20 protein-coding genes are annotated in these 21,228 nt (G+C 56.2%); 7 read left to right on the plus strand and 13 right to left on the minus strand.

All coding sequences use genetic code 11. The features are described from left to right. The first annotated feature begins 58 nt into the window (after nt 1–58). Entirely contained in the window at nt 59–1,057 is a 999-nt protein-coding gene (gene ftrA / locus CKK19_RS09160; RefSeq protein ID WP_063853641.1) for a transcriptional regulator FtrA, read from the plus strand. Between the two features lie 148 nt (nt 1,058–1,205). On the opposite strand, the gene CKK19_RS09165 is transcribed toward ftrA, so the two are convergent. Then, a complete protein-coding gene (locus tag CKK19_RS09165) occupies nt 1,206–1,568 on the minus strand; it encodes a hypothetical protein (protein WP_015570547.1) in 363 nt (120 codons plus the stop codon). Between the two features lie 242 nt (nt 1,569–1,810). On the opposite strand from CKK19_RS09165, the gene CKK19_RS09170 reads away from it, so the two are divergent. Then, nucleotides 1,811–2,044: a DUF2554 family protein gene (locus CKK19_RS09170; RefSeq protein WP_063853642.1), complete on the plus strand. Its 234-nt coding sequence runs from the start codon at nt 1,811–1,813 to the stop codon at nt 2,042–2,044. Here the strand turns inward: CKK19_RS09170 and CKK19_RS09175 are convergent. Further along, nucleotides 2,041–4,005, minus strand: coding sequence for a peptidase U32 family protein (locus tag CKK19_RS09175; RefSeq protein ID WP_063853643.1), 1,965 nt, complete (start codon nt 4,003–4,005; stop codon nt 2,041–2,043). The genes CKK19_RS09170 and CKK19_RS09175 overlap by 4 nt on opposite strands. Before the next feature lie 80 nt (nt 4,006–4,085). Next, nucleotides 4,086–4,613 (minus strand): helix-turn-helix domain-containing protein, encoded by a 528-nt coding sequence (locus tag CKK19_RS09180; protein WP_032624275.1) that lies wholly within the window; start codon nt 4,611–4,613, stop codon nt 4,086–4,088. 92 nt (nt 4,614–4,705) lie between these two features. On the opposite strand from CKK19_RS09180, the gene CKK19_RS09185 reads away from it, so the two are divergent. After that, a complete protein-coding gene (locus CKK19_RS09185) occupies nt 4,706–5,872 on the plus strand; it encodes a benzoate/H(+) symporter BenE family transporter (protein ID WP_063853644.1) in 1,167 nt (388 codons plus the stop codon). Here the strand turns inward: CKK19_RS09185 and CKK19_RS09190 are convergent. After that, on the minus strand, nt 5,852–6,724 hold the full coding sequence (locus tag CKK19_RS09190) for a helix-turn-helix domain-containing protein (RefSeq protein WP_022648088.1): 873 nt from the start codon (nt 6,722–6,724) through the stop codon (nt 5,852–5,854). The genes CKK19_RS09185 and CKK19_RS09190 overlap by 21 nt on opposite strands. 174 nt (nt 6,725–6,898) lie before the next feature. Here CKK19_RS09190 and CKK19_RS09195 point away from each other — a divergent pair, with 174 nt between their 5' ends. Beyond that, complete coding sequence (locus CKK19_RS09195) at nt 6,899–7,795, plus strand: DMT family transporter (RefSeq protein WP_063853645.1); 897 nt, start codon at nt 6,899–6,901, stop codon at nt 7,793–7,795. Nucleotides 7,796–7,828: 33 nt separating this feature from the next. Here CKK19_RS09195 and CKK19_RS09200 read toward each other — a convergent pair whose 3' ends face one another. Both CKK19_RS09200 and CKK19_RS09205 read right to left on the minus strand, forming a co-directional pair. Beyond that, a complete protein-coding gene (locus CKK19_RS09200; RefSeq protein ID WP_022648086.1) occupies nt 7,829–8,503 on the minus strand; it encodes a DUF3313 domain-containing protein in 675 nt (224 codons plus the stop codon). Between the two features lie 135 nt (nt 8,504–8,638). After that, the gene (locus CKK19_RS09205; protein WP_063841471.1) at nt 8,639–10,234 is read right to left on the minus strand and encodes an ABC transporter substrate-binding protein; all 1,596 of its coding nucleotides are present in this window, start codon (nt 10,232–10,234) and stop codon (nt 8,639–8,641) included. Nucleotides 10,235–10,345: 111 nt separating this feature from the next. On the opposite strand from CKK19_RS09205, the gene pepT reads away from it, so the two are divergent. Continuing rightward, complete coding sequence (pepT, locus tag CKK19_RS09210) at nt 10,346–11,575, plus strand: peptidase T (protein WP_023306176.1); 1,230 nt, start codon at nt 10,346–10,348, stop codon at nt 11,573–11,575. On the opposite strand, the gene tehB is transcribed toward pepT, so the two are convergent. Then, entirely contained in the window at nt 11,572–12,165 is a 594-nt protein-coding gene (gene tehB / locus CKK19_RS09215; protein WP_063163071.1) for a tellurite resistance methyltransferase TehB, read from the minus strand. The genes pepT and tehB overlap by 4 nt on opposite strands. Further along, entirely contained in the window at nt 12,165–13,160 is a 996-nt protein-coding gene (tehA, locus tag CKK19_RS09220; protein ID WP_058646658.1) for a dicarboxylate transporter/tellurite-resistance protein TehA, read from the minus strand. The genes tehB and tehA overlap by 1 nt, the downstream gene beginning before the upstream one ends. Nucleotides 13,161–13,281: 121 nt before the next feature. Here tehA and ydcK point away from each other — a divergent pair, with 121 nt between their 5' ends. Next, complete coding sequence (gene ydcK / locus CKK19_RS09225; RefSeq protein ID WP_063853646.1) at nt 13,282–14,262, plus strand: YdcK family protein; 981 nt, start codon at nt 13,282–13,284, stop codon at nt 14,260–14,262. Here ydcK and rimL read toward each other — a convergent pair. The 4 genes from rimL to CKK19_RS09245 all read right to left on the minus strand — a co-directional run bounded on the left by rimL (nt 14,257) and on the right by CKK19_RS09245 (nt 18,740). Further along, nucleotides 14,257–14,796, minus strand: a complete 540-nt coding sequence (rimL, locus tag CKK19_RS09230) for a 50S ribosomal protein L7/L12-serine acetyltransferase (protein WP_022648080.1) — start codon at nt 14,794–14,796, stop codon at nt 14,257–14,259. The two genes, ydcK and rimL, sit on opposite strands and share 6 nt — an antisense overlap. 104 nt (nt 14,797–14,900) lie before the next feature. Continuing rightward, a complete protein-coding gene (locus CKK19_RS09235; protein WP_032622222.1) occupies nt 14,901–16,556 on the minus strand; it encodes a glucan biosynthesis protein D in 1,656 nt (551 codons plus the stop codon). A gap of 230 nt (nt 16,557–16,786) precedes the next feature. Further along, nucleotides 16,787–17,560, minus strand: coding sequence for an ABC transporter substrate-binding protein (locus CKK19_RS09240; protein WP_063853649.1), 774 nt, complete (start codon nt 17,558–17,560; stop codon nt 16,787–16,789). A 10-nt stretch (nt 17,561–17,570) separates the two neighbouring features. Next, entirely contained in the window at nt 17,571–18,740 is a 1,170-nt protein-coding gene (locus CKK19_RS09245) for a pyridoxal phosphate-dependent aminotransferase (protein WP_063853650.1), read from the minus strand. 113 nt (nt 18,741–18,853) lie between these two features. Between CKK19_RS09245 and CKK19_RS09250 the strand changes: the two genes are divergently transcribed. Then, a complete protein-coding gene (locus tag CKK19_RS09250; RefSeq protein ID WP_063853651.1) occupies nt 18,854–19,696 on the plus strand; it encodes a LysR family transcriptional regulator in 843 nt (280 codons plus the stop codon). Here the strand turns inward: CKK19_RS09250 and CKK19_RS09255 are convergent. Continuing rightward, entirely contained in the window at nt 19,683–21,188 is a 1,506-nt protein-coding gene (locus CKK19_RS09255) for a carboxylesterase/lipase family protein (RefSeq protein ID WP_063853652.1), read from the minus strand. The genes CKK19_RS09250 and CKK19_RS09255 overlap by 14 nt on opposite strands. Between the last annotated feature and the right edge of the window lie 40 nt (nt 21,189–21,228).

Here is a 21,228-nt window from a genome sequence, read left to right on the forward strand (position 1 = left end):
GTGGTGTTTGTGTTAACACTACTCTATCCCTTAACTCAGCCCATGAATGCGTCCGCCTATGCCAGAAAACAGCAAAAAGATGACAAACTTAAGACATCCCTCGCCGCGCGCGGTCGTGCTGGCATATGACGGTTTATGTACCTTTGAGTTTGGCGTGGCGGTAGAAATCTTTGGCTTGCCGCGCCCGGAGATGGGCGATGACTGGTATCAGTTTGCCGTGGCGAGCGTGGATGATGGCGAACTCCGGGCAACGGGCGGGATCCGTATTCTGGCCGATGGCGATCTGGGTCTGCTGGAGACGGCGGATCTGGTTGTCGTTCCCGGCTGGCGAGGGCTGGACGAACCCGTACCGGAAGCGCTCTGCCAGGCGCTCCGCGCGGCGCATGCCCGCGGCTGCCAGCTACTCTCGATCTGTTCTGGCGTTTTCGTTCTGGCAGCCTCAGGCCTGCTTGACGGGCGGAAGGCGACCACCCACTGGCGCTATACGCAAGCGCTGAAAACACGCTATCCCGCCATTACCGTGGTCGAAGATGTGCTCTACCAGGACGAAGGCGATATTCTCACTTCCGCCGGAAGCGCCGCGGGGATTGATCTGTGCCTGCACGTGGTGCGCCGGAATTACGGTATGGAAGTGGCAAACCGCGTGGCGCGTCGGCTGGTGATCCCGCCCCATCGGGACGGCTCGCAAACCCAGCAGTTTAGCCGACCGGTGGCTCAGTTGCGGGAGAGCCAGCGCCTGGGCCAGCTGTTTGATTATCTTCACCAGCATCTGGCCGTTTCCCATACCGTCGAATCGCTGGCCCTGCGGGTGGGTATGAGTCAGCGCACCTTTCTGCGCCGTTTCCAGGACGCGACCGGAACAACGCCCGCGCGCTGGTTATTGACTGCGCGATTGCAGCGGGCAAAAGATTATCTCGAAAACAGTCGGCTCAGCATCGACAATATTGCGGAACAAACCGGATTTGGACAAAGCGCCACGCTGCGCCACCATTTCCGGCAGCAATTTGCGCTTTCACCCGCGCAATATCGCAAACAATTTTTACAGCCGGTACGATAAACGGGCAAAAAAAAACCGCCATAATCTGGCGGTAAATGCTTGCATGGATAGATTTGTATTTTGGTATCTACGCTCCGGTATTCCATACCGGGATGTGGATCACCTGCAATCTACCACTGTGAGCCTCAACGAAGCATAAACGAATCGATTAACCCGCTTTGGTATTAATTTGCAGATAACGCATCAGCCCCTGCTCTGCACTCTGGCGGGCATCATCATTAATCGCTTCGAGATAAAACGCACGAGAGACCCCATACGGCGCCTGCTCGGATGGGTAAACAGCGAACTGGAAGGTTTTGCCCCTCGCCTTATTGGTACAGCCCAGCTCCCAGCGATCTTCACTTACCTGGGTGCTATTACATTCGACACGTCCGTAATCGCTGGTTAAATACGATCCGACACGGCTTTTTGCTGACTGAATATATTCTGGTTCTTCATTTGAATAGATGCTGGCCGCAGCACCCACCGCAACCACTACGCCCAGAAGTGATAGCACGATTATTTTTTTCATTTATTCGATCCAATCCTTAGCCAGAAAAATCTTATTGTAAATGATTTCCCAATAAATCTAGCTTCTCTTTGCATACCAGAAATGGGAGTTTACAACGGCGATATTGCTTTTAAGAATAGTCTTAAGTGAGTTTTATGGCGACCACAATTTTTGACAGTCTATTTTCTCAAATTTAAAGAGTCGAATAATTACTCTATGAAATTATCCCTACGATGACCGTAGCGTATTTTCGGGGGTAAAAGATGTTCAGAAAAGGCTTTTCGCTACTGCTGCTGATTAGTGCACTGTTCTCGGGGCAGATTATGGCGGAGCACAAAGGGCATGAATTTGTGTATGTGAAAAACGCCGACCATCAGCTTCGTCATGAAGCTGACAGCGACGAGTTACGTAGCGCGGCAGAGGAGTCTGCGGAGGGGTTGCGCGAGCACCTTGCCTGGCAGAAATCGCGCAAACCGGATACCCACTCTGCGGGTTAGCTGCCTTTACGCTTCGGCAGGGTCTTCATCAAATCGTCAGGGCTGACGGAGGCCACAATGCTGCCCGGAGACGGCATTTTGAAGATGTGATTCTTCATCTTGCCGATAACGTGCATTTCACACGGACGGCAGTCAAACTTCAGCGTCAGTACTTCATCGCCATTCACCAGCTGCATCGGCGTCGCTTTCCAGCTTTTAATATTCCCTTTCGCCTGTTTCGGACAAAGGTTAAAGGCAAACCGCAGGCAGTGTTTGGTGATCATCACCGGCACATCGCCCTTCTCTTCATGCGCTTCATACGCGGCGTCAATCAGTTGCACGCCGTGACGATGGTAAAACGCACGCGCTTTGTGGTTGTAAACGTTCGCAAGGAAGGAGAGATGCGTGTCCGGGTAGACCGGCGCAGGCACCGCTTCGGCCTTACGACTGCCGCGCGGATAGTTTGCCAGGCGTGCTTCATCCAGCATCTCAGCCGTTTCACGGCGGAACTGGTTCAGCAGGCTGTTCTGCACGAACAGCGCGTCCGGCAGATTCACCTCAATATTGCGCGCATAATAAATGGTCTGCCCGAGCTTCGCTACGCCATCCTTGAGGTTGCTAAGCGCTTTCTCCGCATTGTTCGCCACCTCGAACAGGCCATCGAGCGTATGCGTTACGCTGATGCCGTCTTCGCAGGTCATGGTCAGGATCAGCTGCTCTTCCCAGCCACCCAGCGCGATATCCACCGCAATGCGACGCTCGCTGGAGGTCTTGAGCAAGGCCTGCTGCCAGTTGTGATCCAGGTTACGGTTCAGCGCCGCATTCGGGCGGGCTTTGTAAAGGTCGGCAGGCATTTCGTTCGGCCAGACGCGATAACGATTTTCGCCGGTTTTCTCCACCGTATTGGCGCGAAAACCAACCACTTCACGTTTGATCATCACGTTGAGACCATCGCCGTTCGCCAGCGGCTCTGTAACCTGAACGTCAAGATGATCCTTCGCCACTTTCAGCACTTCACCCACCGGCAGACCAATAAACTTCGGTGAATCGAACGCGCCAATATCCCCTTTGCGCGCATTAACGAAATAATCCGTACTGCCGCGGTGGAACGTTTTGTCCGTCGATGGAATAAAGAAATGCTCTGTACGACCGGCGGACGCGCGCGCCAGGTCACCGCGATCGTCGATGATGGCATCCAGCATCTGACGATAATGGGCGGTGATATTTTTCACGTAGCTCATGTCCTTGTAGCGGCCTTCAATTTTGAAGGAGCGTACGCCGGCATCGATCAGCGCGCCGAGGTTTGCCGTCTGATCGTTATCTTTCATCGACAGCAGGTGTTTCTCGAATGCCACCACGCGGCCCTGATCGTCTTTCAGGGTATACGGCAGACGGCAGGCCTGAGAGCAGTCGCCGCGGTTAGCGCTGCGCCCCGTCTGGGCGTGAGAGATATTACACTGCCCGGAATAGGCCACGCAAAGCGCACCGTGGATAAAGAATTCAATGGTCGCGTCGGTGGCCTGGTGGATATCGCGGATCTGGTTCAGGTTCAGCTCGCGCGCCAGAACAATCTGCGTAAACCCGACGTCTGAAAGAAACTTCGCCTTCTCAACGGTGCGGATATCGCACTGGGTGCTGGCGTGCAGCTCAATTGGCGGGATATCCAGTTCCAGAACACCCATATCCTGAACGATCAGAGCGTCAACGCCGGTCTGGTAGAGATCGGTAATAAGACGCTGCGCGGGCTCCAGCTCATCATCATGAAGAATGGTGTTCAGGGTCACGAACACCTTCGCCCCGAAACGGTGGGCGAACGGTACCAGTTCGGCAATGTCGCGCAGGCTATTGCTGGCGTTATGACGGGCACCAAAGCCTGGGCCGCCAATGTAGACGGCATCCGCACCGTGAAGAATGGCTTCACGGGCAATGGCGGCGTCGCGGGCCGGGCTTAGCAGTTCAAGATGATGGGGGTGCAGGCGCATACTTCGTCGTTATCCGTTATGGTCAAAATGGCGGCTATTGTAGTCAGAAGTCTGTGCCAGTGAAACCGTTTTGCGACGCTTTAGCGGGGATAATGGATCAGAGAGTGAAAATGCACCGTCCGGGTGCTGCTGTTGCGGTACGCGTGCGGTTTATCGCCGGCAAAACGCACGCCTGAATCAGCGTATAGAGTGCGCCAGACACCGTCGATATGCATATCCAGCTCACCGCTTATCACCACCACGTGTTCAATCACCCCGGCTTCGTGCGGCGTGGACTCACTCAGCGCGCCGGGCGACAGGGTGATGGAGAAATGGTCGAACTTAAGCTGTTCATCCCAGGGGAAAAGCGGTTTCACCACCATCGCCTGCTGCTGCGGATCGAACACCGCCTGCGGTTCGCTCTCTGGAGTGATAAACGCCGAAAAAGGTACGTTCAGCCCGGTGGCAATTTTCCACAAGGTTGAGACCGTCGGGCTGGACTCATTGCGTTCGATTTGCCCAAGCATCGCTTTCGACACGCCCGTCTCTTCCGCCAGTTTCGACAGGCTCCAGCCCCGCGCCTGACGCAGCGCTTTCAGTGTGGTTGCCAGATGTTGAGTGATATCCATGGTTCCTCCCGTTGCAGCAAAGCATACCACTTGTACGCTATAGCGCACAGTGATACCTTATCCCGGACGTTATAACGCACAACGGAGTTCACATGCGATCGACTGCCTCTCTCTTTCCTGCCGTGCTGGCTGGTTTTGTTGCCGTTCTGGTGGGCTACGCCAGCTCTGCCGCCATTATCTGGCAGGCGGCTGCGGCGGCGGGCGCCAGTACACAGCAAATCGCCGGATGGATGACCGCGCTGGGGCTCGGGATGGGGATCAGCACGCTTGCATTGTCGTGGTGGTATAAAGCCCCGGTGCTGACCGCCTGGTCGACTCCTGGCGCGGCGCTGCTCGCCACCAGCCTGCAAGGCGTGACGCTGGCGGAAACCATAGGGGTATTTATATTTGCGAATGCGCTGATTCTGCTGTGCGGCGTCACTGGCCTGTTTGCCCAGTTGATGAAACTGATCCCGCACTCGCTTGCCGCCGCTATGCTGGCAGGCGTGCTGTTACAGTTTGGCCTGAAGGCATTCAGCAATCTTGAGGGACACGTGCTTCTTTGCGGCAGTATGCTGGCCGCCTGGCTGGTGGCTAAAGCCGTGGCGCCCCGGTATGCCATTGTCGCCACGCTGCTGGTGGGGGTGTTCGTGGCCTGGGCTGGAGGTGACGTTGTCACGAATAAAATGACGTTATCGGTGATCATGCCGGAATTCATTGCCCCTGCGTTCACCTTCACCAGCCTGATCAGCATCGGCTTACCCTTCTTCCTGGTGACCATGGCGTCGCAGAATGCGCCCGGCTTCGCCACCATGCAGGCATCGGGCTATCCCCTGGCGGTCTCACCGCTGATCGTTGCCACCGGCGGGCTGGCGCTGCTGTTGTCCCCCTTCGGCGTCTATTCCATCTGCATCGCCGCCATCACCGCCGCCATCTGCCAGAGTCCGGACGCCCACCCGGATGCCACTAAACGCTGGCTGGCAGCGGCGGCCGCAGGTGGGTTTTATCTGCTGGCGGGGGTGTTCGGCGGGTCGATTTCGGGGCTGATGGCCGCCCTGCCGCTGAGCGGCATCCAGACGCTGGCCGGGCTGGCCCTGCTCGGCACTATCAGCGGGAGTTTGTATCAGGCACTGAATCATGAAGCAGAGCGCGACGCGGCGATCGTCACCTTCCTGATGACCGCCAGCGGCGTCACGCTCCTGGGAATTGGCTCCGCTTTCTGGGGGCTGGTGCTGGGTGGGATCTGTTACGCTGTCTTCTCACGCCTTCGCCGCGCGTAGCTGTGACGGCGTGATGCCGGTCATGCTGCGAAAACGGTTACTGAAATGGCTGGCGGAGTTAAATCCGCAGGCCAGCGCGATGTCGGTGAGCGGCGTGGTCGTGTGCTGAATCAGCGCTTTGGCCTTCTCCATGCGGCGCTGCATGACGTACTGATGCGGCGCCAGCCCCATCGACTGGCGGAACATCCGCGCAAAGTGATACTCACTGAGTGCGGCCTGGCCCGCCAGTTCCGCCAGCGTTAAGGGTTGCGCCAGATTTTCCTCGATAAAGGCCAGCACGTTGCGCAGCACAAACGGCGATAGCCCGCCGGTGACCACCGGTAACTTCCACTGGACGCTGGAATAGTGCTGGACCAAATGCGTCAGTAATAAGGTCGACGCAGTGCTCAGGGTGAGCTGATTGGCGTTTTGCTGCCAGTCGCAGCCGAGCAAAAACTGGCGATAAAGGGCGGTGATTTTCGGATCGCTGCCGAAGATTTTTTCCTCCAGCGTCAGCGATAGCGGTCGTTTATCCCAGATTTTCTCCCCCACGTCCCGCAGGTGTTCATCGGTGCAGTAGAGGTGCACGAACGACAGGTCATCACGAATATCCCATGTGGATTCGCTCTCTTCCGGCATCAGACAAAAACGGTCCGGCCCACCGCCATTTTTCCAGCCACCCGGCGTTTTTTGATAGCTTTCATAGCCATCCGCCACGTACAGGCTAAGGGTGTGATGGTTGCTTTTCACGGTGATCGTGTCGTGCTTGTTGTACCACGCCGCCAGTTGAATGCCAGTATTGAGCGCGACGGTTTCCCGCAGCACTGCATTTTTTTGGCGTAACGTTTCAAAGGTGTCGTAAACGAGAGACATGGCCGTAAACAGGTGATTAATCAGACTGTCAGTCTAAGAAGTGTTGCAGCCTGTTACCAGCCATTGTGCGAGAAAAAAGCGCAAGAATTTGCAAGTCCGGCGCAAGGCGATGAAAGCCGGGGCCCCCTTCTTTCGCCACACTGTTGTTTTCCGCGGTATGAGAAGAGAGATACCATGAACGCATTACTCTATGGGCTGGTTGTTGTTATCTGGGGCACGACCTGGATCGCCATTTTTTTACAACAGGGGCCGGTTGCAGCGCCGGTCTCCATTTTCTGGCGCTTCGCCGTGGCCAGCGCCACGATGATGATCGTCCTGGTCGCCCTTCGTCGCCTGCGCAGGCTGGCGCTGCGGGATCATCTCTATTGCATGCTTCAGGGTTGCTGCGTTTTCTGTTTCAACTTCTGGTGCTTTTACACCGCCGCCGCCCATATCAATACCGGCCTTGAGTCGGTGATTTTCTCGATGGCCGTGCTGTATAACGCCATCAACAGCTTTATCTTCTTCGGCCAGCGTCCCCCCGCACGCTTCTGGACGGCGGCAGCGCTGGGGCTTATCGGGATCATTACCCTGTTCTGGCACGATCTGCTCGCCAGCGGCTGGAGCGCGTCATTGCTGACGGGCATCGGGCTTTCCGCCCTTGGCACCTACGGCTTCTCGCTGGGGAATATGATCAGCATGCGTCATCAGCGAAACGGGCTGGAAACCATGACCACCAACGCCTGGGCGATGCTGTATGGCACCGTCGTGATGGGCCTTATCGCTCTCTTCAGGGGCGATAGCTTTATGCCGGAATGGACGGTGAGCTATATGGGGGCGCTGCTCTATCTTGCTCTGTTTGGCTCGGTGATTGCCTTCGGCGCCTACTTTACGCTGGTAGGCCGCATTGGTCCCGGTAAGGCCGCGTACAGCACCCTGCTGTTCCCGCTGGTGGCGCTGTCGATTTCAACGGTGTACGAGGGTTACGTGTGGCATATCAACGGGATCGTCGGCCTGCTGTTGATTTTAGGGGGAAATATGGTGATGTTTACGAAACCGGAAACCTGGTTCCGCCGCCTGCTGACGGCATAAAATAACGGCCTGCGTAGATGCAGGCCGTTTTTATTATTTTGCTGTCTGATGGACATCAAACATGGTGGCATCGGTCGCCATATCATCCACAACCTGTTTCAGTGTGGCGAATCCCAACGGCGTGTTCTCGTTGGCAAGCTCTTTACCTTCACCTTTACGAACAACTTTAACTACCGGTTTGTTCGTGGCGGCATCAATCAGCTCACCTTCAAAGAAAAGATGCGTATCCATGGTGCGATGGCCAGTTGCCATCTGCGTACCCGCAACCAGCAGCGCGACGGGCACCACTTCATAGAACTGCAAACCTTCTTTCTCTGAGCTCACACCCGTGATGGCGCCGCGGAAGATCAGGCTATGTTTGCCCGGCGTCGTCACAATTGGCTTACGCTGGCCTATCGCGTTTTTTAATGTGTTATTGGTGTAACTCAACAATTCATCAAGCGTTTTTTGCCCAAGCTGTGTGGTTGGCTTTGGTGTCGGATAATAGGTTATCGGGGTCCAGATAATACTGTCGTAGTTCGCCGGATCATAGGAAGGATCGACCCAACGCAAGGTTGGTTTCCCGGTTGCTGATGTCATCTCCTGCAAGTCAGAGTAATCTTTTAAAAAGCCTGAATATTGATCGGGGGCTGCGACTTTTGACGCACAGCCAGAAAGGGCCAACAGGCCAGAAAGCACTGCAACTTTAAAAAAAGTGGAAGTACGCATGATGGAGTTCCGAGTTATCTGCAAGTATGCACTTGAAGTTATAACAAAAAACAGAGGGAAATGTTGTGGCAAAAAATGACGGGGAAGGCACAAATTGTAAAAATAGTGCCCGGACGGGATCCGGGCAGAAAAATATTACTGTTTTATATCTACCTGCCAGAACAGATGTTTGCCGAAGGGATCGATTTCATAGCCCGTGACCTCTTTTCTGACTGGCTCAAAAATGGTCGAGTGGGCAATCATAACCGCCGGCATTTGATCGTGCATCATCTGCTGCGCCTGCTTGTACAGCGCCACGCGTTTTTCGCGATCGGTTATCGATTTTGCTTCGGCAATCAGGTTATCAAACGGCTTATAGCACCATTTGGCCGAGTTCGACCCGCCGTTGGCGGACGTACAGGTAAACAGTGGTCCGAAGAAGTTATCCGGATCGCCCGTCGCCGTTGTCCAGCCCATCAGCGCAGCCTGATGCTCCCCGCCCTTCACGCGCTTCAGATATTCGCCCCATTCGTAGGTCACGATTTTGGTCTGCACGCCTACTTTCGCCCAGTCCGCCTGGATCATTTCAGCCATACGCTTCGCGTTCGGGTTATACGGCCGCTGCACGGGCATAGCCCACAGATCGATGCTTACGCCGTTGGCAAATCCCGCCTCCTTTAACAGCGTTTTCGCTTTTTCTGGATCGTAATCGTAGTCTTTCAGCTCGCTGTCGGCACTCCAGACGCCAGGCGGCAGCAGGTTTTTCGCCGCCGTGCCGGTGCCGTGGAAGACCGCCTCAATGATGGCCGGTTTGTTAATCGCCATCGCCAGCGCCTGGCGCACTTTTACGTTATCCAGCGGCGGCTTTTGCGTGTTAAATGCCAGGAAACCGGTATTCAGACCGTCCTTGCTCATCAGGTTGATGTCTTTGTTAGCCTTCATACGCGGCAGATCCGCCGGGTTTGGGAACGGCATCACCTGGCACTCATTCTTCTCGACTTTGGCAAAACGCACCGAGGCGTCCGGCGTGATGGTGAACACCAGTCGATCCAGCTTCGATTTTCCCTGCCAGTAGTCCGGGAAGGCGGTAAAGAGGATGCGGGAATCCTTCTGATATTGCGCCAGTTTAAACGGCCCGGTGCCAATCGGCTGCATATCAACCTTTTCAGGCGTGCCCGCTTTCAGCATGGCATCGGCATACTCCGCCGACAGGATGGAGGCAAAATACCACGCCAGATCGGCAACAAACGGCGCTTCCGGGTGCGCCAGGGTGAAGCGCACGGTGCGATCGTCAACCTTATCAATGGCGGTAATCAGGCTGCCGAACTCCAGACTTTCGAAGTTGGAATAACTGCCGTTGGATACGTTATGGTAGGGATGATTCACATCCTTCTGGCGCATAAACGAGAAAATCACGTCATCCGCGTTGAAGTCGCGCGTCGGCGTGAACAGTTTATTACTGTGGAATTTCACCCCTTTGCGCAGGTGGAAGGTGTAGACCTTACCATCCTCGCTCACCTCCCAGCTTTCCGCCAGGCTCGGCACCAGTTCGGTAGTACCCGGTTTGAAATCGACCAGACGGTTATAAACCGGTACGGCGCTGGCGTCCACGCTGGTTCCCGACGTGTAGAGCTGAGGATTGAAATTTTCCGGCGATCCTTCGGAGCAATACACCAGCGTTTTTGCCGCGACGGTGGAACTGACCGTCAGCGCAGCAAGCGCCAGCGTTATCATTGTGAATGTGCTTTTCATCATTTATTCCTGTCTTTTTAATTCGACGGCTAATTACTTCTTTTGCCATTTCATAAATAACATTAAAGTGATGGCGCAAACACATGAAAAATAAATACAGAAGGAAACACTATGGGCTCAGAACTCTCCAGACAATTAACCCAACGCTTTTTCCGCTATCTCGCCATCACCAGCCAGAGCGACCCGAAAGTCAAAACCCTGCCCTCCACCCCGGGCCAGCACGACATGGCGCGGGAGCTGGCGAAGGAGCTGGAAACGCTGGGGTTAGACGATATTGTGATTGATGAGTTCGCCACCGTTACCGCCGTGAAAAAAGGCAATATTCCCGGCGCGCCGCGGATTGGTTTTATTACCCATATCGATACCGTTGACGTCGGTTTATCCCCGGATATTCATCCACAAATATTAACCTTTACGGGAGATGATCTCTGCCTGAATAAAGAAAAAGATATTTGGTTGCGCGTAAATGAGCACCCGGAAATTCTGGCTTATCCTGATGAGGAGATTATTTTCAGCGACGGAACCAGCGTATTAGGCGCAGATAATAAAGCGGCCGTCACCGTGGTCATGACGGTGCTGGAAAACCTCACCGCTGAACATAAGCATGGCGATATTGTGGTGGCGTTTGTGCCCGATGAAGAGATTGGTCTCTGTGGCGCGAAAGCGCTGGATTTGAAGCGCTTCGACGTCGATTTTGCCTGGACCATCGACTGCTGCGAGCTGGGGGAAATTGTTTACGAGAACTTTAACGCGGCGGCGGCTGAAATTCGCTTTACCGGCGTCACGGCGCACCCGATGTCCGCCAAAGGGGTGCTGGTCAACCCGCTGCTGATGGCAACGGATTTCATCAGCCATTTCGATCGCCAGCAAACCCCGGAATGCACCGAGGGGCGCGAAGGTTATATCTGGTTTAACGGCATCCAGGCCGGGCAAAACGAAGCGGTGCTGAAAGCCAACATTCGTGATTTTGACAAAGAGGGTTTTGCCGCCCGCAAGCAGCAAATTGCCGATGTGGCAGCGCGGATTGCTGCGCAGCATCCCACGGCAAACGTGGAGTATCGCATTGAAGATACCTACAGCAATATCAGCAATGCGATTGGCGAAGACCGCCGCGCGATCGACCTGATGTTCGAGGCGATGGAATCGCTCGGTATCACCCCAAAACCGATCCCCATGCGCGGTGGCACGGACGGGGCGGCCCTGTCAGCCAAAGGCTTGCTCACCCCGAACTTCTTCACCGGCGCCCATAACTTCCACTCGAAGTTTGAGTTTTTACCGCTGTCGTCGTTCGAGGCCTCCTGTCGCACGGCCCTGCAACTCTGTCTGCTGGCCGCGCGTTAAGCGGGCTTGCGTGCGATCATGGTGGCGAAGCGCAGCTTGATACGGTTGCCGTTGGCATCGGTACGGTGGAGTTCCCCCACCTCTTCGTTGTACTTGATCAGCTCCCAGCCTTCGTAGTAGTGGCTCAGTTCACCGGTCTTGAAGGCAAACGGGAAACCGACGGTACACGGATAGTCCTCCGTATCCATGGCGGCAACGATCAGGTTATAGCCGCCTGGTTTAGTGCAACGCTGCATATTGGCGATAAGACCAGGGATGGTTTTCGCTTCGAGAAACATCAACACGACGGTGGAAAGAATAAAGTCGTATTCGCCGTCAAAGGTCAGGTTGTTCAGATCCTTTATCGCCGTTTGCAGATTCGCGATCCCTTCCGCCGCCTTAATGCGTTCGATGTTATCGATGCTCATCGGGTTTTTATCCCACGCCGTCACGTCATAGCCGTTGGCAGCGAGGTAGAGGCTGTTACGGCCATTTCCGCAACCGAGATCGAGCGTTTTTCCCGGCTTAACAATGTCCGCGCTGAGCAGGACCTCTGAGTGCGTGCGGGTCAGCCCATATTTCTCAGTAAAGTAGTTTTCATCGACAGTCATTATTTTTCCTCAGATTGCATTAGCAGTGCCTTATCAGCGCGCACCAGAAGTTTGCCCTGCATCAGCAAGATAAAAGTACGGACCAGCAGCATCGCGATGATGATGTTGGTGAAAATAAACAGGGGAACCGCGAGGGCATGAAAGAACCCTGACGGACTGCTCTGCCCCAGATGTAAACCGGTGGTCGCCAGCGCCGACACCCCGAACGAGAAGCTCCAGAACGACACGTTGAACGGCTGCGACAGATACCACGGCATCAGACGCAGCATAAACAGGAGTTGCAACAGACCATAGCCGAAAAGCATTTTGGCGAAGGTGTCCGCTTCGCCGCCGTTGACGCTAAACCAGGCGCTACAGGCCACCAGGGCAGGCGCAAGCTGGATCCCGAGCGAAGTACGAAGCGCCGCGGGCAGTTCGCCCGCGCTGCGCAGGCGTTGCAGAATGACCGGCTCGAGGCTCAGCCAGGAAAAGACCCCGGCACCAAGGAACACCAGCCCCGCATCGTGGAAACCCAGCGCACCGCAGGCCATGGCGCTGATAAAATTGTTCGCCACCGTCGGCAGATACAGTCCCGGCGTCGTGGCCTCTTCCGGATGCTTACCGCGCCACAGCCCGGCGCTTTGCCAGGCGGCATACGCAAGCTGGATCACCACGCCTACGCTAAACAGCACCAGCGACACTGGTCGGCACCACGGCACAAAGCCAATGGCCACCAGTAGCGTTGTGGCAGGAAACAGGCTGACAAAACTGCTCATTACCGGATGCCGCATCTCGGCCAGCACGCTATGTGGAAACCGTACCGCACGGGTAAGAAACGCCACGCTCAGCAGGAACCAGATCGCCACCGCCAGCGCCACCAGGATCTCGCCCGGCCAGCGCGTCACCGGCCAGATAGTACCGGCATAACGCCAGGCGAACCCCATACCTATGGTACCCAGAACCATACCGAAATAACCGGCGGGCAAGTTAAGAACGCGTTGGTCTTGGTTATGCATTTTTTTTAAACTTTAAAATGTATTTTAAATGCCATTTTAAGGGGTTTACCGTGCAGACGCCAGCACTTCGAAACGCCAAAAGTTTGCTACGTTTAGTGAATGGCTTTTCAGGGAAAACACGATGACAAAATACAGGCTTAGCAATGAAACGCGTCTCTGGCGCTGGCAGGACGGATCAACGCCGTGCACAACCCTACTCAGACAGATTATTGCCGCAAAGAATTTTAACGATGTGACCAGCGGGACAAAAGGTGGTTGGGTTGAGGATGAACACGCGCTCGCCCAGGACGGGGATTGCTGGGTTTATGATGAAAACAGCGTGGTGTTTGCCGGGGCCAGGATATCCGGCAACGCCCGCCTCACCCAACCTTGCATCGTAAGCCACCGCGCACTCGTAGGCGGCAACAGCTGGCTTGACGCGGCAGAGGTGAGTCATGGCGCGGCAATAAGTGACAACGTCACTATCCAGCACTCCACCGTACGCGGGGAATGCCGTATCGCGGGTGACGCGCGGGTGCTGCATAACAGCATGGTGATTGCAGCCAAAGGGCTGACACCCGACCGTGAGCAGATCCTGCAGATTTACGACAGAGCCACGGTCAGCCAGTCGCGTATTGTGCATCAGGCGCAAATCTACGGCGATGCCATGGTGACCTGGGCCTTTGTTGAGCACCGCTCGGAGGTGTTCGACCGCGCCATTCTTGAGGGCAACGCGCTTAATAACGTCTGGGTGTGCGACTGCGCCAAAGTGTACGGCAACGCCCGCCTGCTGGCCGGTTTAGAGGATGATGCGATCCCGACCGTGCGGTACAGTTCACAGGTCGCGGAAAACGCCCTCGTCGAAGGTAACTGCGTGATTAAACACCACGTATTGATTGGTGGCGAGGCGTGGTTACGCGGCGGGCCGATCCTGATTGATGACAAGGTCGTTATTCAGGGGCGCGCGCGTATCAGCGGTGATGTCCTGATTGAGCATCAGGTGGAGATGACAGACGATGCGGCGATCGAGGCGCTGGAGGGTGCAAGCATTCACGTCCGGGGAGCCAAAGTGATCAACGGTGACACGCGGATCTCCCGGACGCCGCTGCTGGGGGCGCTATAGCGGGAATAACCTGGCGTACAGGTTTACGTCATCGAAGCGGCCGTTGAGCATTTCCGCTTCCCGCAAACAACCTTCCAGCGCAAAACCGTTGCGCTGCGCCACGCGGTTACTGTTATGGTTAGCCACGCGACATTTGATCACAAAGCGGCGGATCTCGCCGCGCTCAACGTAATAGCGCATAAACGCCTGTAGCGCCTGAGAGAGAATGCCCTGTCCCTGATGCGCTTTGTCAAGCCAGTAGCCGATGTACCCGGCCTTATTCGCAGGCTCTATCGCGTTAAAAGAAAGCACGCCCACCAGCTCGTCCTTCATGAAAATCAGGAACATTTTGGCGTAGCCGCGCTGGTGCAGCATCTGGTTGCTCTGCACGTTACGGCGCGTGTCCTCTTCAGTGCCGACATGCTGCGCCCAGTCGAAGGCGGTTTGCAGCCAGGTTTTGTTTTTAATAACGAGGTTGTGCAGATCGGTGGTATAGCGCTCTTCGACGGCGCGAAGCTCGATTTCCTGGGTTACGGGGATAATTTCTGAAGACATAGTGCCTCTTAATTGCCGGGTGCGCTAACGCTTACCCGGCCTACAAATGCGTCCGGATCAGGCCGGGTAAGGCGAAGCCGCCACCCGGCACAATCCCATAAGGACTAACGCATGATCCGGTCGTCAACGTAGTTACGTTTGTCCGGCGCGGGCGGGAAATACTGGTACAGCCAGGTCTCGCTGATGGCGTCGCCCTGACAGCGCAGGAACAGACGCATATCGACCGGCTCGGTGGAGTCAGAGGTTGGGTACCAGTCAAACAGAATGCGATACCCGTCGAACGGCTCGACGTAGAGGATCTCCACCTGCTTCGCTTCACCGCTGGACAGGGTGATCACCGGCTCAATGCCCTTCGGTGCGGCGGCCTTCAAATCGCCCCCGACGAAGTCGATGGCAAAGCGACGGGCCCACACTTTCGGGTAATTTTCACCCGGCGCCCAGCCCTCCGGGAAGCCGCCCATACCGGTACGGGTAGCGTAGACGTTTGCCAGCGGTGAACGCACCGGCGGCTGCGCGCTCCAGTAGAGACGGTATTTGAAGTCCAGTTCATCACCCGCCTGCACCGGTTTTTCCGGCTGCCAGAAGCAGACCACGTTATCGAGCGTCTCGCCGGTTGTCGGGATCTCCATCAGGGCGATGGATCCTTTACCCCAGTTGTTGCGCGGCTCGACCCACAGGCTTGGTCGCTTGTTATACCAGCCCATGACGTCCTGGTAATGGGAGAAATCACGGTCAAGCTGCAACAAACCAAAGCCTTTCGGGTTTTTATCCAGATAAGCGTTAAATTGCAGCTTTTGCGGGTTGTTCAGCGGTCGGCAGATCCACTCTCCGTTACCGCGCCACATTGCCAGGCGGTCTGAATCGTGGATCTGCGGATGAATGGTGTCGCACATGCGGCGTTCGTTGTTGCCGCAGCTGAACATGCTGGTCATCGGCGCGATGCCGAGCTGCTTGATGTCTTTGCGCGCATAGAGATGGTTTTCGACGTCCATGATCACCTGGCTCTTCTCACAGTGGATCACAAACTTATAGGCACCGGTAATGCTCGGGCTGTCCAGCAGCGCATAGACGGTAAAGGTGGTATCGCCCGGCTTAACGGTTTCAAACCAGAAGGAGGTGAAATCCGGGAACTCTTCCGGGGTGTCAGTAAAGGTATCCACCGCCAGCCCGCGTGCGGAAAGGCCGTACTGGTAGGTATCATCCACTGCGCGGAAGTAACTCGCGCCCAGGAACGAAACGATATCGCGTCGCGCCAGCTCCGGCGCTTTAAAGACGCGGAATCCGGCGAAGCCGAGGTCACTCTGACCTTCAAGCTGTTTGGTATCCACGCCCGTATCGCCGTAGCTGAACAGCTCTGGACGGAAGTGGATCTCACGCGCCTGAGAGGTGCTTTGATCCAGCGAGAACATGCGCACGCGGCGGCGGAATCCCATCCCCATATGGAAGAACTGGGCGTCCAGCTGGCGACCTTCAATGTTATTCCACAGCGACTGTTTCTCATCGTAACGGATGGCGTTGTACGCCTGCGGCGTCATGGTGGCCAGCGTTTCCGGCAGCGGACGCGGCGCACCACCCCACGGGGTTTTCGCCAGATCGTGCGCCATGGATTGCAGAACAGAGAAGTCAAAGCGACGGCTCTGACCGTCGGCAATGTCGGAGTCAGCAGCATACGCCGCCTGGGAAAACAGAGAAGCAAGGCCAGAAGTGCCGCTCAGGGCAGCCATTGCCAGGGAACCTTTGAGAAAACGTCTGCGATTCATGCCTGAGAAAACGTCCTTATGGTCGTGTGAATGAGTTTCGCGCGCAGCGAAATGACGGCAAGAAAGAACGCACAGCCTAAACAAAAACGGTTAAGAATCCAATTGTTGGCGGATGATTATCTGAACAAACCGAGAAATATTTTCTGTCGACCAGAACGGCCTGAAAAAGGGGTAAAGTTATGTATAAAAATGTCCCGGCTGGACATCGTCAGCCGGGACCAACGAGGCGGTTATTTTACGCTGACATCGATACCCGGGAAGTACTTATCAGCCAGTTTAGCGATCGTGCCGTCGGCACGTACTTTATCAATTGCGGCATCAAGCTGCTTTTTGGTGGCCTCATCCCCCTTACGCAGCCCAAAGCCGATCCCACTGCCGAGGATGGTGTCGTCCGACACCGGTTTGCCGATAAAGCCAAACCCTTTACCCTGCGGCTTACTGAGGAAACCTGCCTGCCCGGCCGCTGACATCACCAGCGAGGCATCGATGCGGCCATTCAGCAAATCCCCCCAGGCCATATTCTGATCTTTATAAGACACCACGGTGACACCGTGCTTTTCCCAGTGCTCTTTGGCGTAAGTTTCCTGAATGGAACCCTGGAGAACGCCGATGGTTTTGCCCTTCAGCCCTTCCGGCGTGGCCTCTACCGCAGAACCGGCTTTGCCCACCAGCTGGGAGGGAATACGGTAGATGGGCTGGGTAAAATCAATGCTCTTACGACGCTGTTCGGTGATGTTCATCGCCGAGTTTATGGCGTCGAACTTTTTCGCCACCAGACCGGGAATCAACGCATCAAACGAGGTTTCTACCCAGCTGCACTTCAGCGCGGCGGCTTTACAGATGGCATTTCCCAGTTCTACGTCAAATCCTTCCAGCTCCCCTGAGGCATTGCGGCTTTCAAACGGCGGATATTCCGCTTCCAGCCCGTATCGCAACTCGGTAGCAGCAAACGTCGAGAATGAACACAGCAGTCCTATGCCGACAACTAACGCGCGTAATTTCATCTCAAATTCCTTAACGTGGTGTAACCCGACAAAGGGCCTGGGCACCTGCCCGTAACGTCGCCTCATCTTTCGCAAAAGAGAGACGGATCAGTTTATTGTCCGTGCCATCGGCATAAAACGCTGACAGCGGAATGGTGGCAACCCCGTACTCAACAATCAGCCTTTTCACCATCTCGCTGTCGCGCTCGTCGCTAAAGCCGCTGTAATCCGCAAGCAGGAAGAACGAACCGGCACTCGGAAGCAGCCTGAACGGTGAGTCGGCGAGCAAACTTTGCAGCAGATCGCGCTTGCGCTGATAAAACGCCGCCAGCGACAGCCAGGTTTGCGGATCGGTCATGTGTTCGGCAAACGCGTACTGCATCGGCGTATCGGCCGAGAACATTAAAAATTGATGGACCTTACATATTTCATCCATCAGCTCCGCGGGCGCCACACAATAACCCACGCGCCAGCCGGTGACGTGATAGGTTTTTCCGAAAGAAGAAATAATCACGCTGCGCTCCGCCAGTTGCGGGTGCGTTGCCATCCCATGGTGCGGTTCGCCATCAAAAACGACGTGCTCGTACACTTCGTCAGACAAAATGATGATGTCGGTGTGGCGCGTCAGCGCTGCCAGCTGGTGCAGATCGGCGGCTGAAAACACCTGTCCGCTCGGGTTGTGCGGCGTATTGACGATGATCATCCGCGTGCGCGGGGTAATAGCCGCGCGTACTTCATCCCAGTTCACGGCAAAATCCGGTACCGTCAGCTTAATAGCGATCGGCGTCGCCCCCTGCAGACGGACAATCGGCGCATAGCTGTCAAAGGAGGGCTCGAAATAGATCACCTCATCGCCAGGATGAACCAGCCCGCTGATGGCTGAGTAAAGCCCTTCGCTGGCGCTGGCAGTCACCAGTACCTCACTCACCGGGTCATAGCGGGTGCCATAGAGCGTGGCAATTTTGTCCGCGATGCGCTCTCTGAGCGGTTGCAGCCCGGTCATGGAGGCATACTGGTTATGCCCTGACTCCATGGCGCGAGTGACGCCGGAGATAAGTTTTGGGTCGCAGGAAAAATTCGGCGCACCCTGAGAAAGGTTGATGGCGTTATGCCGGGCTGAAAGCTGGCCGATAACGGTAAAAATGGTGGTTCCTACATCGGGCAATTTAGAGCGGGTCTGCACCGGCGTTTTCAAAGTCATCCTCTGTCCCTTCTCGTGGTGAATGCATAACTATTCAAACAATAACTTGATTGCCGGGACAATCGAATTGTTGTCATAATAGCCATGACAAAAACGCATAGCTAAGGTGAGATATGTCGCGTCGTTCATTTCCGCTTAATGCCGTAGAGACGTTTATCGTGACCGCGCGTCACCTGAATCTTACCCATGCCGCGAAGGAGCTTTGTCTGACGCAGGGGGCGGTAAGCCGCAAAATTGCCTCGCTGGAAAGCTGGTTCGGCTTCCCGCTGTTCGAACGCCATGCTCGCGGCCTGCGTCTTTCTTCACAGGGAAGCGCCCTGCTGCCGGAACTGCAATCTGCGTTTGAGCACCTGCTTAACGTTGCTGAACAGGCGCGGACGCACCAGACCGTAATTCGTCTGAAAGCGCCTACCTGCGCGATGCGCTGGCTGGTACCGCGTCTGTTACAGGTCGAGCGCGAACAGCCGGAACTCCAGATTGCGCTGACCACTACCACCGATCATAACGTCAATTTCAAAACCGAATCCTATGACGCGGCGATTGTGTTTGGAACGCACATGAGCGCCGGCGATCTGCTGTTCGAAGAGGCCTTAACCCCGGTGATGAGCCCGCTGCGGGCCGGTTCTGCGCTGGAAACACTCACCTTCCTGCACCCCACGCGGGACAAAACGGACTGGACGCTGTGGCTGGCGAAACAGCCGCGTCCGGCGCCAGCTATGCTCAAAAATCAACACTTTGAAACCATGGATCTGGCCATTACCGCCGCCATTCAGGGGCTGGGCATCGCCATTGCGGATGAAACGCTGGTGGAGGAGGACGTGCACGCCGGACGGCTGATGCGGCCTTATGATACGAGCATAAAGACGGGGGCGAGCTACCGGCTGGTGTTACGCGACGCACCCGACCCGGAGAACGTGCTGGATGCGTTTCGTGCCTGTCTGCTCAGTCGAGGCTGACGTGGTGTTTCATTACCCGTTTGAAGAGGCTCATACGGGCACGCATAAAACGGTTTTCAAGCCGAAAACCTGCATGTTTATTCACACCGATGCGCAACAACACGTCCCGCCCTTTCCGGCAGGCGGGCCAGCGCGTGGGCCCCACCAGGCTATCGCGTGCTCCCGCATCCCGGTCGAAGCTCACCCAGTAGTCCGCCACCTGAGCGGCGAAGGCCAGATCGCGTTCATTTACATACTGCCGCGAGGGTTCCACCTGCCCAAGGGTATCGAACACGTAGGGCACTTCGTTACCGTGCCAGGCGCCGTTGGTATACGTCGCGTGCTCCGCTTCGGCCACATAATCAAACCAGTATCGCCAGCACAGGCCGCCTGCCCGCTGCTGCGCCTGCATCACCACGTATCCCATGGTGGTAAAGGCCATGTCGCGGCAAACCTGCCTGCCGAGTTCCTCATCGCCCTTCACGCCCGGATAAAGCAGCTTGATCAGCCCCAGGCCAAAGCGCCGCTCGCGACGGAGCTTCTGGATCTGCCCGGCAAGATCGACCCCGAACACCGACATCACGCTGGCTTCGTCGCTGTTTGACCCAATCATCACCGGTACTGAATGCTGACGGGCAGCGAAAAAGACATCGAGCATGGCCTCAGGCAAAACGCAGTCACCCACGATGGGCGCAGGGGCGATATTCAGCGGCGAGATCAACGGCCAGAACGCCTCAGGCGGGATCGCGCGAAGCTGTTCCGCGGTGGCATTTTGCAGGCCAAAATGGGCAGCAATCACTTCGCCTTTATGCATGGCCTGCTCGCGCGGGGTGTCGGGCAGCGTGTACCCGCTTTGCACAATGGCTTTATGGAACAGTCCTCCCGCAAGCGGAGAAGCCATCAGCGACAGCACGCTGCGCGCACCGGCCGACTCGCCAAATACGGTGATGTTCTCAGGATCGCCGCCGAACGCGGCAATGTTATCGCGCACCCATTCCAGGGCCTGGATCTGATCGAGCAGCGCAAAGTTATGCACCACGCGTTCTTCTTCCCCCTCCAGCGCCGGATGGGCAAAAAAGCCGAGGTGGCCGAGACGGTAATTAATTGTCACCACCACCGTGCCGCGCTTCGCCAGCGCCCTGCCGTTATACGGAGGCAGACCGCCAGCGCCGAGTGTAAATCCTCCGCCGTGCAGCCAGACCATCACCGGAAGCGGATCGGCGCGTACGACTGGCGACCAGACGTTAAGGTACAGGCAGTCTTCAGAGAACTGGCCAGGATCGCCGCCGCCCAACTCCTGACAGCTTTCGCTGCTCTGCCAGCTGGAGGCGGAGAACGCCGTCGCCGGACGCACGCCATCCCAGCGTGCAGGGGGGCGTGGGGAGCGCCAGCGCCACGGGCCAACCGGCGGTGCCGCATAAGGAATGCCACACCACACATGGGTATCGCCTTCAGTAGAACCAATTAGTGCGCCCTGGCGCGTTTCAACCACAGGGGCGGAGGGATTTTCCATACCAACCTTCTTTTTCCATCACACCCCTGCAGAGTAACGG

The sequence above is a fragment of the Enterobacter sp. CCUG 70166 genome, from assembly GCF_020224095.1.
In the GTDB taxonomy this organism is placed as follows: Bacteria; Pseudomonadota; Gammaproteobacteria; order Enterobacterales; family Enterobacteriaceae; genus Enterobacter; species Enterobacter intestinihominis.

Bases quoted from the DNA above. Each gene is read 5' to 3' on its own strand.
- rimL (WP_022648080.1), bottom strand. From the start codon at position 14,796: ATGTCTTCAGAAATTATCCCCGTAACCCAGGAAATCGAGCTTCGCGCC.
- CKK19_RS09255 (WP_063853652.1), bottom strand. From the start codon at position 21,188: ATGGAAAATCCCTCCGCCCCTGTGGTTGAAACGCGCCAGGGCGCACTA.
- CKK19_RS09180 (WP_032624275.1), bottom strand. From the start codon at position 4,613: ATGGATATCACTCAACATCTGGCAACCACACTGAAAGCGCTGCGTCAG.
- ydcK (WP_063853646.1), top strand. From the start codon at position 13,282: ATGACAAAATACAGGCTTAGCAATGAAACGCGTCTCTGGCGCTGGCAG.
- ftrA (WP_063853641.1), top strand. From the start codon at position 59: ATGCCAGAAAACAGCAAAAAGATGACAAACTTAAGACATCCCTCGCCG.
- CKK19_RS09240 (WP_063853649.1), bottom strand. From the start codon at position 17,560: ATGAAATTACGCGCGTTAGTTGTCGGCATAGGACTGCTGTGTTCATTC.
- CKK19_RS09165 (WP_015570547.1), bottom strand. From the start codon at position 1,568: ATGAAAAAAATAATCGTGCTATCACTTCTGGGCGTAGTGGTTGCGGTG.
- CKK19_RS09205 (WP_063841471.1), bottom strand. From the start codon at position 10,234: ATGAAAAGCACATTCACAATGATAACGCTGGCGCTTGCTGCGCTGACG.
- CKK19_RS09185 (WP_063853644.1), top strand. From the start codon at position 4,706: ATGCGATCGACTGCCTCTCTCTTTCCTGCCGTGCTGGCTGGTTTTGTT.
- CKK19_RS09195 (WP_063853645.1), top strand. From the start codon at position 6,899: ATGAACGCATTACTCTATGGGCTGGTTGTTGTTATCTGGGGCACGACC.
- tehA (WP_058646658.1), bottom strand. From the start codon at position 13,160: ATGCATAACCAAGACCAACGCGTTCTTAACTTGCCCGCCGGTTATTTC.
- CKK19_RS09250 (WP_063853651.1), top strand. From the start codon at position 18,854: ATGTCGCGTCGTTCATTTCCGCTTAATGCCGTAGAGACGTTTATCGTG.
- CKK19_RS09170 (WP_063853642.1), top strand. From the start codon at position 1,811: ATGTTCAGAAAAGGCTTTTCGCTACTGCTGCTGATTAGTGCACTGTTC.
- CKK19_RS09190 (WP_022648088.1), bottom strand. From the start codon at position 6,724: ATGTCTCTCGTTTACGACACCTTTGAAACGTTACGCCAAAAAAATGCA.
- CKK19_RS09175 (WP_063853643.1), bottom strand. From the start codon at position 4,005: ATGCGCCTGCACCCCCATCATCTTGAACTGCTAAGCCCGGCCCGCGAC.
- CKK19_RS09235 (WP_032622222.1), bottom strand. From the start codon at position 16,556: ATGAATCGCAGACGTTTTCTCAAAGGTTCCCTGGCAATGGCTGCCCTG.
- tehB (WP_063163071.1), bottom strand. From the start codon at position 12,165: ATGACTGTCGATGAAAACTACTTTACTGAGAAATATGGGCTGACCCGC.
- CKK19_RS09245 (WP_063853650.1), bottom strand. From the start codon at position 18,740: ATGACTTTGAAAACGCCGGTGCAGACCCGCTCTAAATTGCCCGATGTA.
- pepT (WP_023306176.1), top strand. From the start codon at position 10,346: ATGGGCTCAGAACTCTCCAGACAATTAACCCAACGCTTTTTCCGCTAT.
- CKK19_RS09200 (WP_022648086.1), bottom strand. From the start codon at position 8,503: ATGCGTACTTCCACTTTTTTTAAAGTTGCAGTGCTTTCTGGCCTGTTG.